Genomic DNA, 18,127 nt, shown 5'->3' on the forward strand with positions numbered 1-18,127 from the left:
TTCCGGCATTTCCTGGCATTTCCCGGCGAACGGGCCGCTGCGCGCTTCGTGTCAACATCTCTTGATACACTCGCGGGCCCGAACAGCTCACCCGGAACACGCAATGAACGAGGTATCCAGCCAGCACGCATCCAGCCGCCTGGGCGGCACGGCCGTCGAGGTCGATGGCCAGCAACTCACCGCCGCGGCGCTGGCGCAGGTGGCGCAAGGCCGTCGCCCGGCCAGCCTGGACCCGGCTGCGCGTGCCCATGTGGCGGATGCGCGTGCGCGTTTCGAGGAACTTGCCTCGTCCAATATCCCCATCTACGGCGTGTCCACCGGCTTTGGCGAACTGGTGCATAACTGGGTGGATATCGAGCATGCCGGCGCCCTGCAGGAGAACCTGTTGCGCAGCCACTGCGCCGGCGTGGGCCCGCTGTTCGGGCGCGAAGAGGTGCGCGCGATGATGGTTGCGCGCGCCAATGCGCTGGCGCGGGGCTATTCGGCGGTACGCCCGCTGGTGATCGAGCAATTGCTGCGTTATGTCGAGGCGGGCATCACGCCCGCCGTGCCGCAGGTGGGCTCGCTAGGCGCCAGTGGCGACCTCGCGCCGCTGTCGCATATCGCCATCACGCTGATCGGCGAAGGCAAGGTGCTGCTGGCCGACGGCACCACCGCACCCACCGCGCAGGTATTGCGCGAGCACGGCATCGAGCCGATCAAGCTGTCCCACAAGGAAGGGCTGGCCCTGATCAACGGCACCTCGGCCATGACCGGCATGGCGTGCCTGCTGCTGGAAACCATGCGCGCCCAGGTGACGCAGGCCGAGATCATCGCGGCGCTGGCGCTGGAAGGGCTCAACGCCTCGGCCGACGCCTTCATGACCCACGGCCACGACATTGCCAAGCCGCATCCGGGCCAGGTGCAATCGGCGGCCAACCTGCGCGCGCTGCTGGCGGGTTCCACGCGCCTCTCAGGGCATGGCCAGCTGGCGGGGGAAATGAAGACCCGCGCCGGCGACGAGAAGAACACCGGCACCGGTGTGTTTATCCAAAAGGCCTACACGCTGCGCTGCATTCCGCAGGTGCTGGGCGCGGTGCGCGACACGCTGGGCCACTGCGCCACCGTGGTCGAGCGCGAGCTGAATTCGTCCAACGACAATCCGCTGTTCTTCGACGACGGCGAGCTGTTCCACGGCGGCAATTTCCACGGCCAGCAAGTCGCGTTCGCCATGGACTTCCTCGCCATCGCGGCCACACAGCTTGGCGTGGTGTCGGAGCGCCGCCTCAACCGCCTGCTCAGCCCGCACCTGAATAACGGCTTGCCGGCTTTCCTGGCGGCCGCCAACGAGGGCCTGAGCTGCGGGTTTGCCGGCGCGCAGTATCCGGCCACCGCGCTGATCGCGGAGAACCGCACCATCTGCAGCCCGGCCAGCATCCAGAGCGTGCCGTCCAACGGCGACAACCAGGACGTGGTGAGCATGGGCCTGATCGGCGCGCGCAATGCACGCCGCATCATCGACAACAACCAGTACATCCTCGCCGTGGAACTGCTCGCAGCCTGCCAGGCCGCCGAGCTGGCCGGCGCGGTGGAAAGCCTGTCGCCGGCGGGCAGCGCGGTCTTTGCCTTTGTGCGCGAACGCGTGCCGTTCCTGGCGATGGATCGCTACATGACCGACGACATCGAGGCCATTGCCGCGCAACTGCGTGCCGGCGCGCTGGTGGAGGTGGTGCGCGCGGCTGGCGCGGCGGTCAACTGACACGCGCCTTGGCCGCGCAGCCTCATTTCCACATGTCGCGCATGCGCCCGGCCAGGTCGAGCCTGGGCAGCGGCGCCTTGGCCGGCGCGTCCGCCACCGGTGGGGGCGGCGGCCAGGACCGGCTGTGGAACAGCGGCATCACGCGGTTAGGCAGAAAGCGCGTGCGCGAGGCGTAGACATGGCGGTCGCCATAGGCGGTCTGCTGGTGCACATAGAACCGCTGAGGCACCACGATGTCGAGGTGGTCGCGGGCGCGGGTCATGGCGACGTATAGCAGCCGGCGCTCTTCCTCGATTTCCTCGGTGGTGCCGGTGGCCAGGTCCGAAGGCATGCAGCCATCGACGGCATTGAGCACATAGACGGCTTTCCATTCCTGGCCCTTGGCCGAGTGGATGGTGGACAGGATCAGGTAATCCTCGTCGCGCAGCGGCACGCCGGATTCGTCGCTCGATGCGTCCGGCGGATCGAGCGTGAGTTCCGTCAGGAAGCGCTCGCGCGACGCGTAGGTGGCGGCGATACGCTCCAGTTGCTGCAGGTCGGCAGCGCGCGCGGGCGCGTCGTCGTGCAGGCGCTCAAGGTGCGGCTGGTACCACGCCACCACCTGCTCGAAGGCGGAGGGCCACGGCGCGGCCGGGGCCATCAGGCTGCGCGCCAGCGCCAGCAGGTCGGGCCACGCCTCGGCGGCGGCCGGCGGCGCCTCAAAGGACTCCAGGGCAAATAGCGGCTCGGTGGCGATTTCCACCGCATCGAGCACGCGAGCGGCAGTCTTGGGCCCCACGCCCGGCAATAGCTGCAGGCTGCGGAAGCCTGCCATGCGGTCGCGCGGATTTTCCAGCCAGCGCACCACCGCCAGCACATCCTTCACGTGCGTGGATTCCAGGAACTTCAAGCCGCCGAATTTCACGAACGGGATGTTGCGCCGGACCAGCTCGATCTCCAGCTGCGCGCTGTGGTCGGCGGCGCGGAACAGCACCGCCTGCGACAGCAGCGCCAGTCCGGCCTCGCGCCGCGAGAGGATCTGCTCGACCACATAGCGGGCCTGGTCCGCCTCGTCGTTGACCACCACGATCTCCGGCTTCTCGGCCGAGCCGCGCTCCGACCACAGGTCCTTGGTATAGCGCTCGGCCGCCAGCCCGATCACCGCGTTGGCGGCGGCCAGGATGGGCTGGGTGGAGCGGTAGTTCTGCGACAGCGTGACCATGTCCGCGGCCGGCGTGAACTGCGCGGGGAAATCGAGGATATTGCGCACCGTGGCGCCACGGAAGGCGTAGATCGACTGGGCATCGTCGCCCACCACCGTCAGGCCGCGCCCGTCGGGCTTGAGCGCAAGCAGGATGGCAGCCTGCAGTGCATTGGTGTCCTGGTATTCGTCGACCAGCACGTGGTCGAAGCGCGCGCCCATGTCCTGCGCCAGCGCGGGCTCGGCCAGTGCCTGCGCCCAGTAGAGCAGCAGGTCGTCGTAGTCGAGCACGTGCTGCTTTTGCTTGGCTTGCACATAGCCGGCAAATAGTCCGCGCAGCGCATCCGTCCACATGGCATAGCGCGGGAACCATTGCTTGAGCACGTTTTCGAGCGGCGCCTGCGTGTTGACCACGCGCGAGTAGATCGACAGGCAGGTTTCCTTGCGCGGGAACCGCGAAGCCTGGGCCGACAGGCCCAGGTCGTGCCGCACCACGTTCATCAGGTCGGCGGCGTCGCCGCGATCGCAGATGGTGAAGCTGGGCGACAGGCCAAGCGTTTCCGCGTACTCGCGCAGCAGGCGCGCGCCGATGGCGTGGAAGGTGCCGGACCATGTGAGTGCCGCGCGCCCCGCCCCGGAGGCTTGCATGCCCAGCGCCTGGTCGACGATGCGCTCGACCCGCCGCCCCATCTCCGACGCCGCGCGGCGCGAGAACGTCAGCAGCAGGATGCGGCGCGGGTCTGCGCCGCCCAGCACCAGATGGGCAACGCGGTGCGCCAGCGTGTTGGTCTTGCCCGAGCCGGCACCGGCGATGATCAGCAGCGGCGCGGCGGGCTCGTGCGTCACGGCCGCGCGCTGTTCCGGGTTCAGGGTGGACAGGTAGGCCGGCGTGTCGGGAGCGGCGGCATCCACGGTATCGGGCTGCTTGACGGCGGGTGCGTCGCAAAGCACGGCGCTGGGATCGGGATCGAGTAACACGAAGCGGGGGCCTTAGGGGATGCCGGGCGCAAGTGCGCTGGCCAGCATGGGCGGGGAAAGCTGCTGGCAACTGTATATCCATACAGCCGGGCTGCGCAAGCCGGGCATTGCGCGACGGCGCCCGGTAATAAAAGAAGGTGCCATGGAAGGCACCTTTCTGGGCGGAGGCGGTGGGCCAGCCAGTGGGCCAGGCAGTGGCTCAAGCCGCCTTGGCGAGCGCGCCGTCGAGCAGCTTGTGCAGCGCGTCCCACTCGGGCTCGCCCACATAGCGCTTGAGGATATGGCCGTCCTTGTCGATCACGAAGGTGGTCGGGGTCAGCTGCACTTCGCCAAATGCCTTGGCGGCCGCGCCGTCGGAATCCATCGCCACCTTGAACGGCAGCTTGCGCGTTTGCGCATAGTTCATCACGTACATGGGCGGGTCATAGCTCATTGCCACGGCGACGAACTCCAGGCCCTTGTCCTTGAACTTGTCATAGGTGCGGACCATGTCCGGCATTTCCTTGACGCAGGTGACGCAGCTGGTGGCCCAGAAGTTGACCAGGTAGACCTTGCCCTTGAGATCGGCGGTGCTGACTTTTTCGCCGGACAGCAGCGTGAACGTGGCGGGCGGCGCCGCATTGGCGGGGGCGATGGCGCGATAGCCGAACCAGCCCAGCACGGCAACCAGCAGCACGGCGGCGATCACAGGCCACAGCTTGCGCGAGGCGGTGCTTGCCGGGGTGGGTGCGGTGGGGGAAGCGGAGGTCGTCATGATGCTCGCCGACAGGTCAGACAAGCCACTATTCTACTGCCGCTGCCGAGGCGCTGCCGGCTGCATTCACCGAGCCGCCGCGGATGCGACGATTGGCCGCAGTCGGGTGCACCTTCGTGCGCCTCAATGCGCCTTGCTTGCCAAGGCCGAGCGGGCTTGGTCCAGCGCCTGCTCAAGGTAGGCGCCATAGAAATCGGGCTGCATGCCGCGCAGCGGCGTGGCCAGGGAGCGGCCGCGCGCGTCGAGGAAGAGCACCGTGGGCGCTACCGCCACATTGCGGCTGCGCGCCCATTCCCGTGCGGTGGTCATGCTGCCATCGGCGTTGCGCAGCGGCGTGTCGGCGGTCATGTCGAGCTCGCGCGCCTCGATTTCTCCCGCCGCGGCTTGCGGGCCGAGATAGTTGCGGCGCACCGTTTCGCAGTACACGCAGCCCGGCAGTGTCACCAGCACCACCAGGGGCTCGCCCCGGCTCGCCGCAGCGGCGGCCTGGATGGCGAGATCGTTGACGGGGGGCAGGTGGGCCGTGGCGGCCAGGGCGCTCGTGCTTGCCGCGACCAGCATGGCGCCGAGCATCGCCGCGCCGGTACGGCGTGCGGTGCCAAAGACACCCCGGGGGGATGGCTGCATTGGCTGGATCGATGGCTGGGTTTGCATTGGCGGGCAATGTGGATGAGCGCTGGCACGCGGGTTCTACGATAATAGCGGCTTATTTCCGCATTCGCCGCCCTGATGCCCCACGCCTGGTTTCCACGGTTCTTCCGCTTGCCGCAGTCCCTGCTTGCCAAAGCCATCGTCCTGGGCGCGCTCGGCGCCGGGCTGATCGCCTGTTCGCCCCGCTATGACTGGCGCACCATCCAGTCCAACGAAGGCGCCTACGCGGCGCTTTATCCCGGCAAGCCATCCGGCGCTGCGCGCGAGGTGGCGATTGCCGGGCGCAAGCTGCCCATGACGATGGACGCGGCCCGGGTCGACGAGACCTTGTTCGCCGTGGGCGTCGTGACTTTGCCCGCCGATGACGCCGAGTTGCGGCAGGCGGCGCTGGATTCCATGCAAAAGGGCTTGCTCGGCAACCTCGGGCCGCATCCCGCCGAAGCGGTCAAGACCCGCAAGGTAACGGTGATGTCGGCCGCATCGCCGGCCGTGCCGCTCGAGGGCGTGGAGGTGCAGGTGGCCGCGGTATCGCCGCAGGACCAGTCGCCACGCAGGCTGACGGCGCGGCTGGTGGCGTCGGGCGTGCACGTCTACCAGGCGGTCGTGCTGGAGGCGGGAGAGGCCGCGCGCGACCAGCGCCAGGCGGAACAGATAGACCAGTTCCTGACGGGCTTCCATCCGTTCTGACCTGGGCGCCCCAGGCTTCCAGGCCTCCAGGCAGATTCAAGACAGTTTATTTTCAAGGAGTAACGTAATGCGTTGGGATGTTTGGCTGGCCTATTTCGCGGCCTGTTGGGTGATTGCCGTGTCGCCGGGTTCCGGCGCGGTGCTGTCGATGAGCCATGGCCTGTCTTACGGCCTGCGCAAGACCACCACCACGATCTTCGGCTTGCAGACCGGGCTGGTCATCATCCTGCTGGTGGCCGGCGGTGGCCTGGGCGCGCTGCTGGTGGCCTCCGAGCATGCCTTCGCCGTGGTCAAGACGATTGGTGCGCTCTACCTGATCTATATCGGCGTGCAGCAATGGCGCGCGCGGGTGGACGGCGGCCAGGACGATGCCGTGCCGGGTGCGGAAGCGCCGCGCGTGGCCGCGCTGAGCCCGCGCCGGCGTTTTGCCACGGGCTTGCTGACCAATGTGACCAACCCCAAGGGCATCATCTTCATGGTGGCGGTGTTGCCGCAGTTCATCGATCCGGCCCATGCGTTGGGGCCCCAGCTTGCCATTCTGGCCGCGACCATGTGCGGCGTGGACCTGGTGGTGATGCATGGCTACGCGCTGCTGGCCTCGCGCATGCGCGGCCTGTTCCGCAATGCGCGCGCGGTGCGCTGGCAGAACCGGATCTTCGGCAGCGTGCTGGTGGCCGTGGGCGCGGCGTTGTTCTTCGTCAGGCGCCATCCGGCTTGAGGATTCGGGGCCGGCTCCGCGCCGGCCCGATCCGTCCATATGTCTATCTATCGCTGGCTTCCCACGAGTGCGTTTGCTTCAATAAGGTAAGACGAAGACGACCCAAGCGGAGGCAAGCAATGCGAAGCTCTTCCCCCCAGCAGGCTCCATTGCAAGCGCAGCCGGCCCATACCGTGCCGCCGGCCGAAGATCCGCTGCCGCCTGGCGTGCCGCCCGACCTCCCTCCGATCGAGGAGCCCCCGCCGCCGTCGGAGCCTCCTGTGGCCGTGCCACCGCGCCGGGCGTGAATGGCTACGGTGTCCGCAAGGCGCGCCGGTACTGGATAGCCTCGCCCACATGGCTCGGCTGCAATTGCTMGGCGCCCGCCAGGTCGGCAATGGTGCGGGCGATCTTCAATACGCGGAAATAGGCGCGCGCCGACCAGGCTAGTTTGGCCATGGCGCCGCGCAGCAATGCCTGCGCCTCGGGCGCGAGCGGGCAGTGTTCGTCGATCTCGCGACCGGACAGGGCGGCATTGGGCTTGCCCTGCCGGGCCTGCTGCACGGCCCGGGCGGCCAGCACCCGCTGGCGCACGTCGGCGCTGGGCTCTCCGGGCGGGCCGTCGAGCATTTCCTGATGATCCTGCGCCGGCACTTCCACCTGCAGGTCGATCCGGTCGAGCAACGGTCCCGACAGCCTGGACTGGTAGCGCAGCACCTGGTCCGGCGTGCAACGGCAAGGACGGGAAGGGTGCCCCTGATAGCCGCAAGGACAGGGGTTCATCGCGGCGATGAACTGGAAGCGCGCCGGGAAGTCGGCTTGCCGCATGGCGCGCGAGATGGTGACGCGGCCGGATTCCAGGGGTTCGCGCAGCACTTCCAGCACCTTGCGGTCAAATTCAGGCAACTCATCCAGGAACAACACACCTTGGTGGGCCAGCGAGATCTCGCCTGGCCGGGGATTGCTGCCACCGCCCACCAGCGCCGCCGCCGACGCGGTGTGGTGCGGCGAGCGGTAGGGCCGTTCACGCCAGCGGGCGGGATGGAAGCCGGCGGCGGTCAGGCTCTGCACCGCGGCGGATTCCAGTGCTTCGTCCAGGGTCATGGGTGGCAACAGGCTGGCAAAGCGCTGCGCCAGCATGGATTTGCCGGTGCCGGGCGGACCGACGAGCAGGGCCGAATGCTGGCCCGCCGCCGCGATCTCCATGGCGCGGCGCGCTTGCGCCTGTCCCCGCACGTCACGCATGTCCGGGCCGGCCGGGTCGCCTCCGGCGATCTCCACCAACGGCTCCGCGCGTGCCAGGCGGTCCGCGGGCAGAGGGCCAAGGTGAGCACAGACTTCCAGCAGGGAGCGCGCCGCATATACCGTGACGCCGTCGATCAGGGCCGCCTCGGGCGCGTTTTCCGCCGCCACCACGAAGCTGCGCGCCGAGCCTTCCCCAGCGGCTTGCCGTGCCGCGTTGTCGCGCCCCAGGCCCATGGCCATGGCCAGTGCCCCGCGCACGGGGCGCAATTCGCCGGACAGCGACAGCTCGCCGGCGAACTCGCTGGCATCCAGGCCATCCAGCGGGATTTGCCCGCTTGCGGCCAGGATGCCAAGCGCGATCGGCAGGTCGAAGCGCCCGGACTCCTTGGGCAGGTCGGCCGGCGCCAGATTTACCGTAATGCGCCGGCTGGGAAACTCGAGCTGGCTGTTGAGGATCGCCGCGCGCACCCGCTCGCGGCTCTCGCGCACTTCGGTATCGGCCAACCCGACGATATTGAAGGCGGGCAGGCCGTTGGCCAGGTGCACCTCGACCGACACCAGCGGTGCCTCGAGTCCGGTCAGCGCCCGGCTGCGCAGGAGGGCGAGGCTCATCTCACTCCGAAAAGCATCAAGGAAGTGTTAACGAAAATGGCCGCCGGAATACGGCGGCCATTCTGGCGGTCGAGGGCTGCGCCCGGGGTCATCGGGCCCCTGGGGCAAACACGGGACGCGGCAAGGGTTTCAGCCCGAAACAGGCGTGTCGGAACCGCCTGCCGAGCGGCTTTCCAGTGCCTGCACGCGGGCTTCCAGTTCCTCCAGGCGCGCGCGGGTGCGCGCCAGCACCTGCGACTGGACGTCGAATTCCTCGCGGGTGACCAGGTCGAGCTTGGAAAACCCTTGCGTCATCATGCTGCGAACGTTTTTTTCGATGTCCTTGGCCGGCGAATTGCGCAGGGCTTCGCTGATCTTGGCCTGGAAATCGTTGAAGAGATCGGTGGGTTTCATACTGGTTCTCCTTTTGCACCGTCCTGGTGCGGATAACTGGGTGGGCGGGATTCGGCATGCTGCATCGCGGTGCACCGAGACAGGGTGCGGGCAAACGCGGTGCGTGCACGGCACTTGCCGCCGGCATGGGCCGATTATCGCGCTTCAAGCGTCCCCGGGAAAGCGCCAGCGCGGGCTGGTAACACCTTTTAACGTCAGTAAGTTCGCTGGGAGACAGTCGGCTTCGTCCATTCTGATGTCTTTTTGCGCACAAAATGATTTTCTCATGCCACGGTTCCATCCTGGCACGGCAGTTGCAGTAATGGAGACAGGAGCCTCGTTTTACAAACTACTTTCAAACACACGAGTACCGAGCCAGAGGAAAAGGAGAACAAACCCATGAAGAAGTTGGCCCTTGCAGTCAGCGCCAGTGCAGTTGTGCTTTGCGGGCTCGCCCCCGCCGCCTTCGCCCAGAGCAATGCGCAGGAGGGCGGTGCGCCTACCGACGCCACTGCCGCCGCCGAGGCTTCGCCGCACACCTTCACCGCCAACGTGACCCTGGCCAGTGAGTATCGCTATCGCGGCTTGATGCAGACCAACCGCCGCCCGGCCATCCAGGGCGGGTTCGACTACTCGCATTCGAGCGGCTTCTACGTGGGTAACTGGAACTCGAGCATCAGCTGGCTCGGCGACAGCAATCCGAAAGTCTCGGCACCGATCGAGATGGACTTCTATGGCGGCTTCAAGAACACGGTGACGCTGGCCGGCCTGGAGTGGAACTATGACGCAGGCGTGCTGCAGTACTACTACCCGGGCGATTACCCGAACGGCTTTACCCGCCCATACACCACGGAACTGTATGTCGGCGCTGGCGCTGGCCCGGTGTTCTTCAAGTATTCGCAGGCGCTGACCAACCTGTTCGGCTTCGCTGACAGCAAGTACAGCTACTACGCCGACCTATCGGCCAATGTGCCGCTGAACTTCTGGGACCTGACGCTCAATGCCCACGTTGGCTACCAGAACGTGAAGCACGTGAACAGCGCCTCCTACACCGACTGGAAGCTCGGGCTGACCAAGGACCTGGGCAAGGGCTTCGCGCTGGCGATCGCTTATATCGACACCAATGCGCACAAATCGGCCTATACCAATGTACCGGGCCGCTACGTCGGCAAGGCTACCGCCTGGGCTTCGATCACCAAGACTTTCTAAACACGCATCAGGTCGAGCGGGCGCCGGACGCTAGGCCGGGCCGTCCCGCTCAGAGGAGAAATCGGATGAAACTGATCATCGCCGTCATCAAGCCGTTCAAGCTCGACGAGGTGCGCGAAGCGCTCTCGGACGTGGGCGTGTCCGGCATCACCGTGACTGAAGTCAAGGGCTTCGGCCGCCAGAAGGGCCATACCGAGCTGTACCGGGGCGCGGAGTACATCGTGGATTTCCTGCCCAAGGTGAAGATCGAAGTGGCCGTCCCGGACGACGTGGTCGACCGGGCCATCGAGGCGATCGAGAAATCGGCGCGCACCGGCAAGATTGGCGACGGCAAGATCTTTGTCGCACCGATCGAGCAGGTCATCCGCATCCGCACCGGCGAGACCGGCGGCGACGCGCTGTGACGCACAGCCCAACGACAAGAGGTTAATCACAATGAAATCCTGGTTCAAGCGCATCCTGACAACCGGCGCCATGGCGCTGGCCCTGGGCACGGCCGGCATCGGCCTGTCCACCCACGCCGTGGCGCAGGACAAGCCCGCGGCCGAAGCCTCCGCGCCGGCCGCCACCGCCGCACCTGCAACTGCCTCCGCGGCAGCGGCAGCGGCAGCTGCGCCTGCAGAGGCTGCCGCCCCTGCCGCAGCGCCGGCACCGGTGCCAAACAAGGGCGATACCGCGTGGCTGCTGGTCTCTACGGCCTTCGTGATCCTGATGACGCTGCCTGGCCTGGCGCTGTTCTACGGCGGCCTGGTCCGCTCGAAGAACATGCTGTCGGTGCTGATGCAGTGCCTGGTGATCTTCTCGCTGGTGTCGCTGCTGTGGGCCATCTACGGCTACAGCTTTGCCTTCACCGAGGGTAATGCCTTCTTTGGCGGCACCGACCGGCTCTTCATGAAGGGGCTCAATGTCGATGCCGTGGCTGCCACCTTCTCCAAGGGCGTGGTGGTACCGGAACTGGCTTACTTCGCCTTCCAGTGCGCCTTCGCAGCCATTACCTGCGGCCTGATCATCGGCGCTTTCGCTGAACGCGCCAAGTTTTCGGCGGTGCTGGTCTTCGTGGTGCTGTGGTTCACCTTTTCGTACATCCCGATGGCCCACATGGTCTGGTTCTGGCCTGGTCCTGACCTGTACACCGACGCGGCAGCCGGCGCGGCAGCTACGGCCAAGGGCGGCTGGCTGTTCCAGAAGGGCGCGCTCGACTTCGCTGGCGGCACGGTGGTGCACATCAACGCAGCCGTGGCTGGCCTGGTGGGTGCCTTCATGTTCGGCAAGCGGATCGGCTTTGGCCGTGAGGCCCTGCGTCCGCACAGCCTGACCTTCACCATGGTGGGCGCCTCGCTGCTGTGGTTCGGCTGGTTCGGCTTCAACGCCGGCTCTGCGCTGGAAGCCAACGGCTCGGCCGCACTGGCCTTCGTCAACACCCTGCTGGCGACCTGCGCCGCCGTGCTGTCCTGGACCTTTGGCGAATGGATCAGCAAGGGCAAGCCCTCGATGCTGGGCGGCGCTTCGGGCGCAGTGGCCGGCCTGGTGGCCATCACCCCGGCAGCCGGCTTCGTTGGCCCGATGGGCTCGATCGTGATCGGCATTGCCGCCGGCCTGCTGTGCCTGTGGGGCGTAACCGGCCTGAAGAAGCTGCTGGGCATGGACGACTCGCTCGACGTCTTCGGCGTGCACGGCGTGGGCGGCATCCTGGGTGCGCTGCTGACCGGCGTGTTCGCCGCGCCGAGCCTGGGCGGCACGGGTATCTATGACTACGTGGCCAACAAGGTCTCGGACGATTATTCGATCGCGGGCCAGGTGTGGATCCAGTTCGAAGGCGTGCTCACCACCATCGTGTGGTCGGGTGTGGTGGCCTTCGTCGCCTTCAAGCTGGTGGATATGCTGATTGGCCTGCGGGTGCCGGAAGAAGAAGAACGCGAGGGCCTGGACATCACCTCGCACGGCGAGACCGCGTATGAAGCCTGATCGTAAAGGTGTTGTGCTGGAGAGCTGATTGGGAATCTTCTCTCAGGAGTTTCGCCCGGCCTTGTGCCGGGCTTTTTTCATTTCAGGCGTCCGCCGCGGGCGGCCGGGCCAGACGGAAAGCGGAGCCGGCGGCTTTTTCGCAAAGTGCTTAAATCCGATCTTAAAAAGCTTCAATTGTTTTTGAGGGGGGGCGCACATACAGTGCCAGTGAGGCAGTTTCCTCCACCTGCAGAACGCTCCCCGTATCTGTCAGGCCATTTGAAAGCGCGGCTCCGGTCGCGCTTTTTTTTTGCCTCCCGGCCTTGCTGGCAGGCCGCCCGGAAGTGCTTCGGATTCCTCTTAGGACCCCCCCTTTTATTCCGGGCCCCCATCCCCATATCCGTATCCCTTATCCCTTATGCCGGCGCTCGCATATGCTTATTCAGGCGGCGCCAGCAGCCAATTGGCCGTTCCTCTACAATCTGGGCGAACGATAAAGACGATCAATAGGATGTTTATGGTCCCGCATCTCATCACCGCGCTGAACGGTCCGCTGCTCGAGCTGGAAAAAAAGATCCTGGATGCGACGCCGTCCATCGAGCGCTGGTTCAGGCTGGAATGGCAGGAACATACGCCTCCGTTCTACTGTTCGGTCGACCTGCGCAACGCCGGCTTCAAGCTGGCCCCGGTCGATACCAACCTGTTCCCGGGCGGGTTCAACAACCTGGCGCCTGAAATGCTGCCGCTGGCAGTCCAGGCGGCGATGGCGGCGATCGAGAAGATCTGCCCCGACGCCAAGAACCTGCTGCTGATCCCTGAGCGCCACACCCGCAACATGTTCTACCTGCAGAACGTGGCGCGGCTGTCGCTGATCATGCGCCAGGCCGGCCTCAACGTCCGCCTGGGCTCGCTGTCCGAAGACATCACCGAGCCCACGCCGATCGAGCTCCCCGATGGCCAGACGCTGGTGGTGGAGCCGCTGGCCCGCCTTGGCGCGCGTGGCCGCCGCCTGGGCCTGAAGGACTTTGATCCTTGCTCGATCCTGCTCAACAACGATCTCTCCGCCGGCATTCCCCCGATCCTGGAGAACATCAATGAGCAATACCTGCTGCCGCCGCTGCACGCGGGCTGGTCCACGCGCCGCAAGTCGAGCCATTTCTCGGCCTACGACGAAGTCGCCAAAAAGTTCGCCAAGCTGATCGACGTCGATCCGTGGATGGTCAACCCGTACTTCGCCAAGTGCGGGGGCATCGATTTCCATGAGCGCATTGGCGAGGAGGCGCTGGCCGACTCGGTCGAAGGCGTGCTCAAGAAGATCGCCAAGAAGTACCGCGAGTACGGCATCAAGGAAACGCCGTATGTCGTGGTCAAGGCCGATGCCGGCACCTATGGCATGGGCATCATGACCATCAAGGATCCGTCCGAGATCAAGGGGCTGAACCGCAAGGAACGCAACAAGATGAGCGTCGTCAAGGAGGGCCTTGAGGTCAACGACGTCATCATCCAGGAAGGCGTGCACACCTTCGAGAAGGTCAACGACGCGGTGGCCGAGCCGGTGGTGTACATGATCGACCGCTATGTGGTCGGTGGCTTCTACCGCGTCCATACCGGCCGCGGCAACGACGAGAACCTGAACGCGCCGGGCGCGCATTTCGTGCCGCTGGCGTTCGCGCCCAACGGCATTCCGGACAGCCATGCCAAACCGGGCGCGGCCGTGCCGAACCGCTTCTATATGTATGGTGTGGTGGCGCGGCTGGCTTTGCTGGCGGCGTCGCTGGAACTCGAGAAGACCGACCCCAATCCGATTCTCTGAGACAAACGCTGCGACCGGGACGAGCCAACATGCGCATTCTGTTTATTACCGACCCGCTGGACACCTTCAAGACCTACAAGGACTCGACCTACGCCATGATGGTCGAGGCGGTCGAGCGCGGCCATGAGTTGTTCGCCTGCCTGCAGTCGCAACTGTCGCTGTCGGCCCATCAGGTCGAGGCGGTGGTGCGCCCGCTGCAACTAACGGGCGACGCCCATGACTGGTACCGCGCGGGCGAGCCCGGCCTGCAGCCACTGACCGGCTTCGATGCGATCGTGATGCGCAAGGATCCGCCCTTCGATATGGAGTACGTGACCAGCACCTGGCTGCTGGAACTGGCCGAGTCGCAGGGCGCCAATGTGTTCAACAAGCCGCAGGCGATCCGCGACCATTCCGAAAAGCTGGCGATTGCCCGCTATCCCGAATACATCACGCCGACCCTGGTCACCCGTGACGCGGATCGTATTCGCGCGTTCCACGCGGAGCATCTTGATGTGATTCTTAAGCCTCTCGATGGCATGGGCGGGATGGGGATCTTCCGAGTTGGCGCGGATGGCCTGAATCTTGGCGCCATCATCGAGACGCTGGGGGAGAACGGTGCGCGCACCCTGATGGTGCAACGTTATATTCCCGAGATCAAGGACGGCGACAAGCGCATCCTGCTGATCGGCGGCGTGCCCGTGCCGTACTCGCTGGCGCGTATTCCCAAGGACGGCGAGGTGCGCGGCAACCTGGCGGCGGGCGGCACCGGCCGTGCCCAGGAACTCTCGGCGCGCGATCGCGAGATCGCCGAGGCGCTGGCCCCGGGCCTGTGGGAACAAGGCCTGCTGCTGGTTGGGCTGGACGTGATCGGCGACTACCTGACCGAGGTCAATGTGACCAGCCCGACGTGCTTCCAGGAAATCACGCAGCAGACCGGCTTCCAGGTGGCTGCCATGTTCATCGACGCCCTAGAGCACGCGGTACAGGCGCGTTCGCGCTGAATCACGGGCGGGCTGCCTGCTACAATCGCGTCAATCCAACGGATTCACCACCATGGCAGGCATCCTGATCATCGCGCACGCCCCGCTGGCTTCGGCATTGCGCGAGTGCGCCGCCCACGTCTACTGCGGCCAGCCCCAACGGCTCGAGGCGATCGACGTCATGCCGGACGCTGAGCCCGCCGCCGTGCTGGCGGAGGCCCGGCGGCGCCTGGCCGAAGTCTGCGAAGACAACGGCGCGCTGGTGTTGACCGATATCTTTGGCGCCACGCCGGCCAACATTGCCGCGCGCCTCGCCGAGCCGGGCCGCGTCAAGGTGCTTGCCGGCGTCAACCTTCCCATGCTGGTGCGCGCCATCTGCTACCGTGCCGAGAAACTCGACCAGCTCGCCCTCAAGGCGCTGGCGGGGGGCTCGCAGGGTGTGCTGCAGGTAGGCTCCACCACCGTCCAGAACCAAATCGCAAATCATCCCGACAAATATGCTGCAGAGGGACACCAACATAATCAATAAGCTTGGGCTGCATGCCCGTGCTTCCGCCAAGCTGACGCAACTGGCGGGCAATTTCGTCAGTCAGGTCAAGATGTCGCGCAATGGTCGGCAGGTCGACGCCAAAAGCATCATGGGTGTGATGATGCTGGCCGCCGGCATCGGCTCCACCGTGACCATCGAGACCGACGGGCCCGATGAGCAAGAGGCCATGGACGCCTTGCTGGCGCTCATCGCCAATCGCTTCGGCGAAGGGGAGTAGGGGGCCGGGTACGGGATGAAAGGCGGCAGTGCCGAGCGTGGCGGCGGGCCTGGCCGGGGCCGCTTCGCCGCATCCTGAAGCCGTTTCCAAGGTGGCTGGCCCTGGCCAGATTTTTTAAACGTTCCTGACGGAGCGGTACATGCCATTTGCCCTGCACGGCATCCCGGTTTCGCGCGGCGTCGCCATCGGGCGCGCGCATTTGCTGGCGCCTGCCGCGCTTGATGTCTCCCATTACCTGGTCGACGAAGACCGGCTTGATGCCGAGGTCGAGCGCCTGCGTTCGGCGCGCGCGGCGGTGCGGGCCGAGCTGGTCACGCTCAAGCGGGATCTGCCGCGCGAGGCGCCGGAAGAACTGGGCGCCTTCCTCGACGTGCATGCCATGATCCTCGATGACGAGGCGCTGGCGCGCGAGCCCGAAGCGCTGATCCGCAACCGGCGCTACAACGCCGAATGGGCGCTGACCACGCGGCTCGAAGAGCTGATGCGCCAGTTCGACGAAATCGAGGACGAATACCTGCGCGAGCGCAAGGCGGACATCCGCCAGGTGGTCGAGCGCATCCTCAAGGTGCTGGCCGGCGCAGCCGTGCTGGCACCGGCCCCGGTGCCACCTTCCTCCCTGGCCCCTGACGGCGAGCCCGCGCCCGGCGTGATCGTGGTCGCCCACGACATCTCGCCGGCCGACATGCTGCAGTTCCGCCACACCGTGTTCCACGGCTTCGTGACCGACCTTGGCGGACGCACTTCCCATACCGCCATCGTGGCACGCAGCCTCGACATCCCGGCCGCCGTAGGCGTGCAGAGCGCCAGTGAGCTGATCCGCCAGGACGATTGGGTCATCATCGACGGCGATGCGGGCCTGGTCATCGTGGATCCGTCCGCGATCATCCTCGAGGAGTACCGCCACCGGCAGAGCGAGCGCGCGCTGGAAAAGAAGCGCCTGCAGCGCCTGCGCCATACGCCTGCGGTGACGCTGGACGGGCTCGAGATCGACCTGCTGGCGAACATCGAGATGGCGGAAGATGCCACCGCGGCGCTGACCGCGGGTGCCGTTGGCGTGGGCCTGTTCCGCTCCGAATTCCTGTTCATGAACCGGCGTGGCGAGCTGCCCGACGAGGAGGAGCAATTCGAGGCGTACCGCGGCGCGGTGGACGCCATGCACGGGCTGCCCGTCACGATCCGCACCATTGACATCGGTGCCGACAAGCCACTGGATGGCCGCGACGGCCGGGATGGCCGCGGCGACGATTTCGAGACGGCCCTGAATCCGGCGCTGGGCTTGCGCGCGATCCGCTGGTCGCTGTCCGAGCCGGCCATGTTCCTGACCCAGCTGCGCGCGCTGCTGCGTGCCTCGGCCTTTGGCCCGGTGCGGCTCCTGATCCCGATGCTGGCGCATGCCCGCGAGATCGACCAGACCCTGGACCTGATCGCGCAGGCCAAACGCCAGCTCGACGCGCGCGGCCAGGCGTTCGACCCCAACATCAAGGTCGGGGCGATGATCGAGATCCCGGCCGCCGTGTTGATGCTGCCGCTGTTCCTGCGGCGCATGGATTTTCTCTCCATTGGCACCAACGACCTGATCCAGTACACGCTGGCCATCGACCGTGCCGACAATGCCGTAGCGCATCTCTACGACCCGCTGCACCCGGCGGTGCTGCAACTGATCGCCCGCACCATCCGCGAGGCCAACCGCGCTGGCGTGCCCGTCGCGGTGTGTGGCGAGATGGCCGGGGACCCCGCCATGACGCGCCTGCTGCTGGGCATGGGGCTGCGCGAGTTCTCGATGCATCCCTCGCAATTGCTGCGGGTCAAGCAGGAAGTCCTGCATGCCGATTGCGAGCGGCTGGAGCGGCTGGTGGAGCAGGTGCTGAGCGCTTACGAGCCGGAGGAGCTCGCTTGCGCGTTGAAACTGCTTTGACAACCCTGATTCCATTGAGGTTTTTACGAAAATCCAACGCCGCACAGATGGTTTTTGGGGCACTTTTCTGTCGGTTGTGACGTTTCCTGTCTCTGCAATCCCCGGACTAAGTGCCGTGTTCTTGGCATGTATCCTTTGTGGCTTAATGGGAATTGTTATCATTTTCGATCTCTGATATTCTGACGTACATCGCGGGTGACATGCCGGTGTCACCCCTCTCCCAAGGAGGGATTTGTGTACGTTTGCATCTGCAATCAGGTTACCGACCGAGAAATTCACGGTGCTGTGCATCTAGGCGTGTCCACGCTCGACGAGCTGGCTGAAACGCTAGGTGTTGGCACCTGCTGTGGCCGCTGCCGCGAATGCGCCCAACAGGTGCTTTGCGAAGGCGTCGCGGCGGTCCGCAGCGTCAAGGTCTCCACCATCCAGGTCGTGCCCATTTCTTCCTGTTCGTCGTCGGGCCCACGTGCCATAATGGACACTCGGGACCCGGCAGTCGCGAACGACCAGCGCACTGAGCTGGTTGCTTAAATTCGCCCGCAACTATCAGGTTGCGGCGCGTGTTCGCTTGTTTTGACTGCCTGCGGCGCGCCTTGCGCCGCT

17 protein-coding genes are annotated in these 18,127 nt (G+C 65.9%); 12 read left to right on the forward strand and 5 right to left on the reverse strand.

What is annotated here, in order from left to right; translation table 11 throughout:
- The first annotated feature begins 103 nt into the window (after positions 1–103).
- Entirely contained in the window at positions 104–1,738 is a 1,635-nt protein-coding gene (cmdF, locus tag AC1DQR_RS04975; protein WP_416047494.1) for a tyrosine 2,3-aminomutase, read from the forward strand.
- A 22-nt stretch (positions 1,739–1,760) separates the two neighbouring features.
- Here the strand turns inward: cmdF and AC1DQR_RS04980 are convergent, their stop codons facing one another.
- The 3 genes from AC1DQR_RS04980 to AC1DQR_RS04990 form a co-directional block, all read right to left on the reverse strand.
- The gene (locus AC1DQR_RS04980) at positions 1,761–3,830 is read right to left on the reverse strand and encodes an ATP-dependent helicase (RefSeq protein ID WP_477132658.1); all 2,070 of its coding nucleotides are present in this window, start codon (positions 3,828–3,830) and stop codon (positions 1,761–1,763) included.
- 265 nt (positions 3,831–4,095) lie between these two features.
- Entirely contained in the window at positions 4,096–4,650 is a 555-nt protein-coding gene (locus AC1DQR_RS04985; RefSeq protein ID WP_477132629.1) for a TlpA disulfide reductase family protein, read from the reverse strand.
- A gap of 123 nt (positions 4,651–4,773) precedes the next feature.
- Positions 4,774–5,277, reverse strand: a complete 504-nt coding sequence (locus AC1DQR_RS04990) for a thioredoxin domain-containing protein (RefSeq protein ID WP_416047496.1) — start codon at positions 5,275–5,277, stop codon at positions 4,774–4,776.
- A gap of 102 nt (positions 5,278–5,379) precedes the next feature.
- Here AC1DQR_RS04990 and AC1DQR_RS04995 point away from each other — a divergent pair, with 102 nt between their 5' ends.
- Complete coding sequence (locus tag AC1DQR_RS04995; protein WP_416047497.1) at positions 5,380–5,988, forward strand: hypothetical protein; 609 nt, start codon at positions 5,380–5,382, stop codon at positions 5,986–5,988.
- Positions 5,989–6,055: 67 nt separating this feature from the next.
- A complete protein-coding gene (locus tag AC1DQR_RS05000) occupies positions 6,056–6,706 on the forward strand; it encodes a LysE family transporter (protein ID WP_477132630.1) in 651 nt (216 codons plus the stop codon).
- A 291-nt stretch (positions 6,707–6,997) separates the two neighbouring features.
- Here AC1DQR_RS05000 and AC1DQR_RS05005 read toward each other — a convergent pair whose 3' ends face one another.
- Positions 6,998–8,542 carry a YifB family Mg chelatase-like AAA ATPase gene (locus AC1DQR_RS05005; protein WP_477132631.1) on the reverse strand — a complete coding sequence of 515 codons (1,545 nt, stop codon included), beginning with the start codon at positions 8,540–8,542 and terminating at the stop codon, positions 6,998–7,000.
- A 129-nt stretch (positions 8,543–8,671) separates the two neighbouring features.
- Positions 8,672–8,935: an accessory factor UbiK family protein gene (locus AC1DQR_RS05010; RefSeq protein WP_043343307.1), complete on the reverse strand. Its 264-nt coding sequence runs from the start codon at positions 8,933–8,935 to the stop codon at positions 8,672–8,674.
- A 378-nt stretch (positions 8,936–9,313) separates the two neighbouring features.
- Between AC1DQR_RS05010 and AC1DQR_RS05015 the strand changes: the two genes are divergently transcribed.
- The 9 genes from AC1DQR_RS05015 (at position 9,314) to AC1DQR_RS05055 (ending at position 18,055) form a co-directional block, all read left to right on the forward strand.
- The gene (locus tag AC1DQR_RS05015) at positions 9,314–10,123 is read left to right on the forward strand and encodes a TorF family putative porin (RefSeq protein WP_150989651.1); all 810 of its coding nucleotides are present in this window, start codon (positions 9,314–9,316) and stop codon (positions 10,121–10,123) included.
- Between the two features lie 65 nt (positions 10,124–10,188).
- Entirely contained in the window at positions 10,189–10,527 is a 339-nt protein-coding gene (locus tag AC1DQR_RS05020) for a P-II family nitrogen regulator (protein WP_006159494.1), read from the forward strand.
- A 31-nt stretch (positions 10,528–10,558) separates the two neighbouring features.
- Entirely contained in the window at positions 10,559–12,088 is a 1,530-nt protein-coding gene (locus AC1DQR_RS05025; RefSeq protein WP_477132632.1) for an ammonium transporter, read from the forward strand.
- A 496-nt stretch (positions 12,089–12,584) separates the two neighbouring features.
- Positions 12,585–13,880 (forward strand): glutamate--cysteine ligase, encoded by a 1,296-nt coding sequence (gene gshA / locus AC1DQR_RS05030; RefSeq protein ID WP_416047501.1) that lies wholly within the window; start codon positions 12,585–12,587, stop codon positions 13,878–13,880.
- A gap of 29 nt (positions 13,881–13,909) precedes the next feature.
- Complete coding sequence (gene gshB, locus AC1DQR_RS05035) at positions 13,910–14,863, forward strand: glutathione synthase (RefSeq protein WP_416047502.1); 954 nt, start codon at positions 13,910–13,912, stop codon at positions 14,861–14,863.
- A 52-nt stretch (positions 14,864–14,915) separates the two neighbouring features.
- Positions 14,916–15,371: a PTS sugar transporter subunit IIA gene (locus AC1DQR_RS05040; RefSeq protein WP_150989660.1), complete on the forward strand. Its 456-nt coding sequence runs from the start codon at positions 14,916–14,918 to the stop codon at positions 15,369–15,371.
- Positions 15,340–15,609: an HPr family phosphocarrier protein gene (locus AC1DQR_RS05045; RefSeq protein WP_035861002.1), complete on the forward strand. Its 270-nt coding sequence runs from the start codon at positions 15,340–15,342 to the stop codon at positions 15,607–15,609. Before AC1DQR_RS05040 ends, AC1DQR_RS05045 begins: the two co-directional genes overlap by 32 nt.
- Positions 15,610–15,748: 139 nt before the next feature.
- On the forward strand, positions 15,749–17,524 hold the full coding sequence (gene ptsP / locus AC1DQR_RS05050) for a phosphoenolpyruvate--protein phosphotransferase (RefSeq protein WP_043343319.1): 1,776 nt from the start codon (positions 15,749–15,751) through the stop codon (positions 17,522–17,524).
- Between the two features lie 234 nt (positions 17,525–17,758).
- A complete protein-coding gene (locus AC1DQR_RS05055; protein WP_150989663.1) occupies positions 17,759–18,055 on the forward strand; it encodes a (2Fe-2S)-binding protein in 297 nt (98 codons plus the stop codon).
- The last annotated feature ends 72 nt before the right edge of the window (positions 18,056–18,127 follow it).

It is taken from the genome of Cupriavidus sp. 05L411 (assembly GCF_056398045.1).

Bases quoted from the DNA above. Each gene is read 5' to 3' on its own strand.
- cmdF (WP_416047494.1), top strand. From the start codon at position 104: ATGAACGAGGTATCCAGCCAGCACGCATCCAGCCGCCTGGGCGGCACG.
- AC1DQR_RS04985 (WP_477132629.1), bottom strand. From the start codon at position 4,650: ATGACGACCTCCGCTTCCCCCACCGCACCCACCCCGGCAAGCACCGCC.
- AC1DQR_RS04990 (WP_416047496.1), bottom strand. From the start codon at position 5,277: ATGCAGCCATCCCCCCGGGGTGTCTTTGGCACCGCACGCCGTACCGGC.
- AC1DQR_RS04995 (WP_416047497.1), top strand. From the start codon at position 5,380: ATGCCCCACGCCTGGTTTCCACGGTTCTTCCGCTTGCCGCAGTCCCTG.
- AC1DQR_RS05000 (WP_477132630.1), top strand. From the start codon at position 6,056: ATGCGTTGGGATGTTTGGCTGGCCTATTTCGCGGCCTGTTGGGTGATT.
- AC1DQR_RS05010 (WP_043343307.1), bottom strand. From the start codon at position 8,935: ATGAAACCCACCGATCTCTTCAACGATTTCCAGGCCAAGATCAGCGAA.
- AC1DQR_RS05015 (WP_150989651.1), top strand. From the start codon at position 9,314: ATGAAGAAGTTGGCCCTTGCAGTCAGCGCCAGTGCAGTTGTGCTTTGC.
- AC1DQR_RS05020 (WP_006159494.1), top strand. From the start codon at position 10,189: ATGAAACTGATCATCGCCGTCATCAAGCCGTTCAAGCTCGACGAGGTG.
- AC1DQR_RS05025 (WP_477132632.1), top strand. From the start codon at position 10,559: ATGAAATCCTGGTTCAAGCGCATCCTGACAACCGGCGCCATGGCGCTG.
- gshA (WP_416047501.1), top strand. From the start codon at position 12,585: ATGGTCCCGCATCTCATCACCGCGCTGAACGGTCCGCTGCTCGAGCTG.
- gshB (WP_416047502.1), top strand. From the start codon at position 13,910: ATGCGCATTCTGTTTATTACCGACCCGCTGGACACCTTCAAGACCTAC.
- AC1DQR_RS05040 (WP_150989660.1), top strand. From the start codon at position 14,916: ATGGCAGGCATCCTGATCATCGCGCACGCCCCGCTGGCTTCGGCATTG.
- AC1DQR_RS05045 (WP_035861002.1), top strand. From the start codon at position 15,340: ATGCTGCAGAGGGACACCAACATAATCAATAAGCTTGGGCTGCATGCC.
- ptsP (WP_043343319.1), top strand. From the start codon at position 15,749: ATGCCATTTGCCCTGCACGGCATCCCGGTTTCGCGCGGCGTCGCCATC.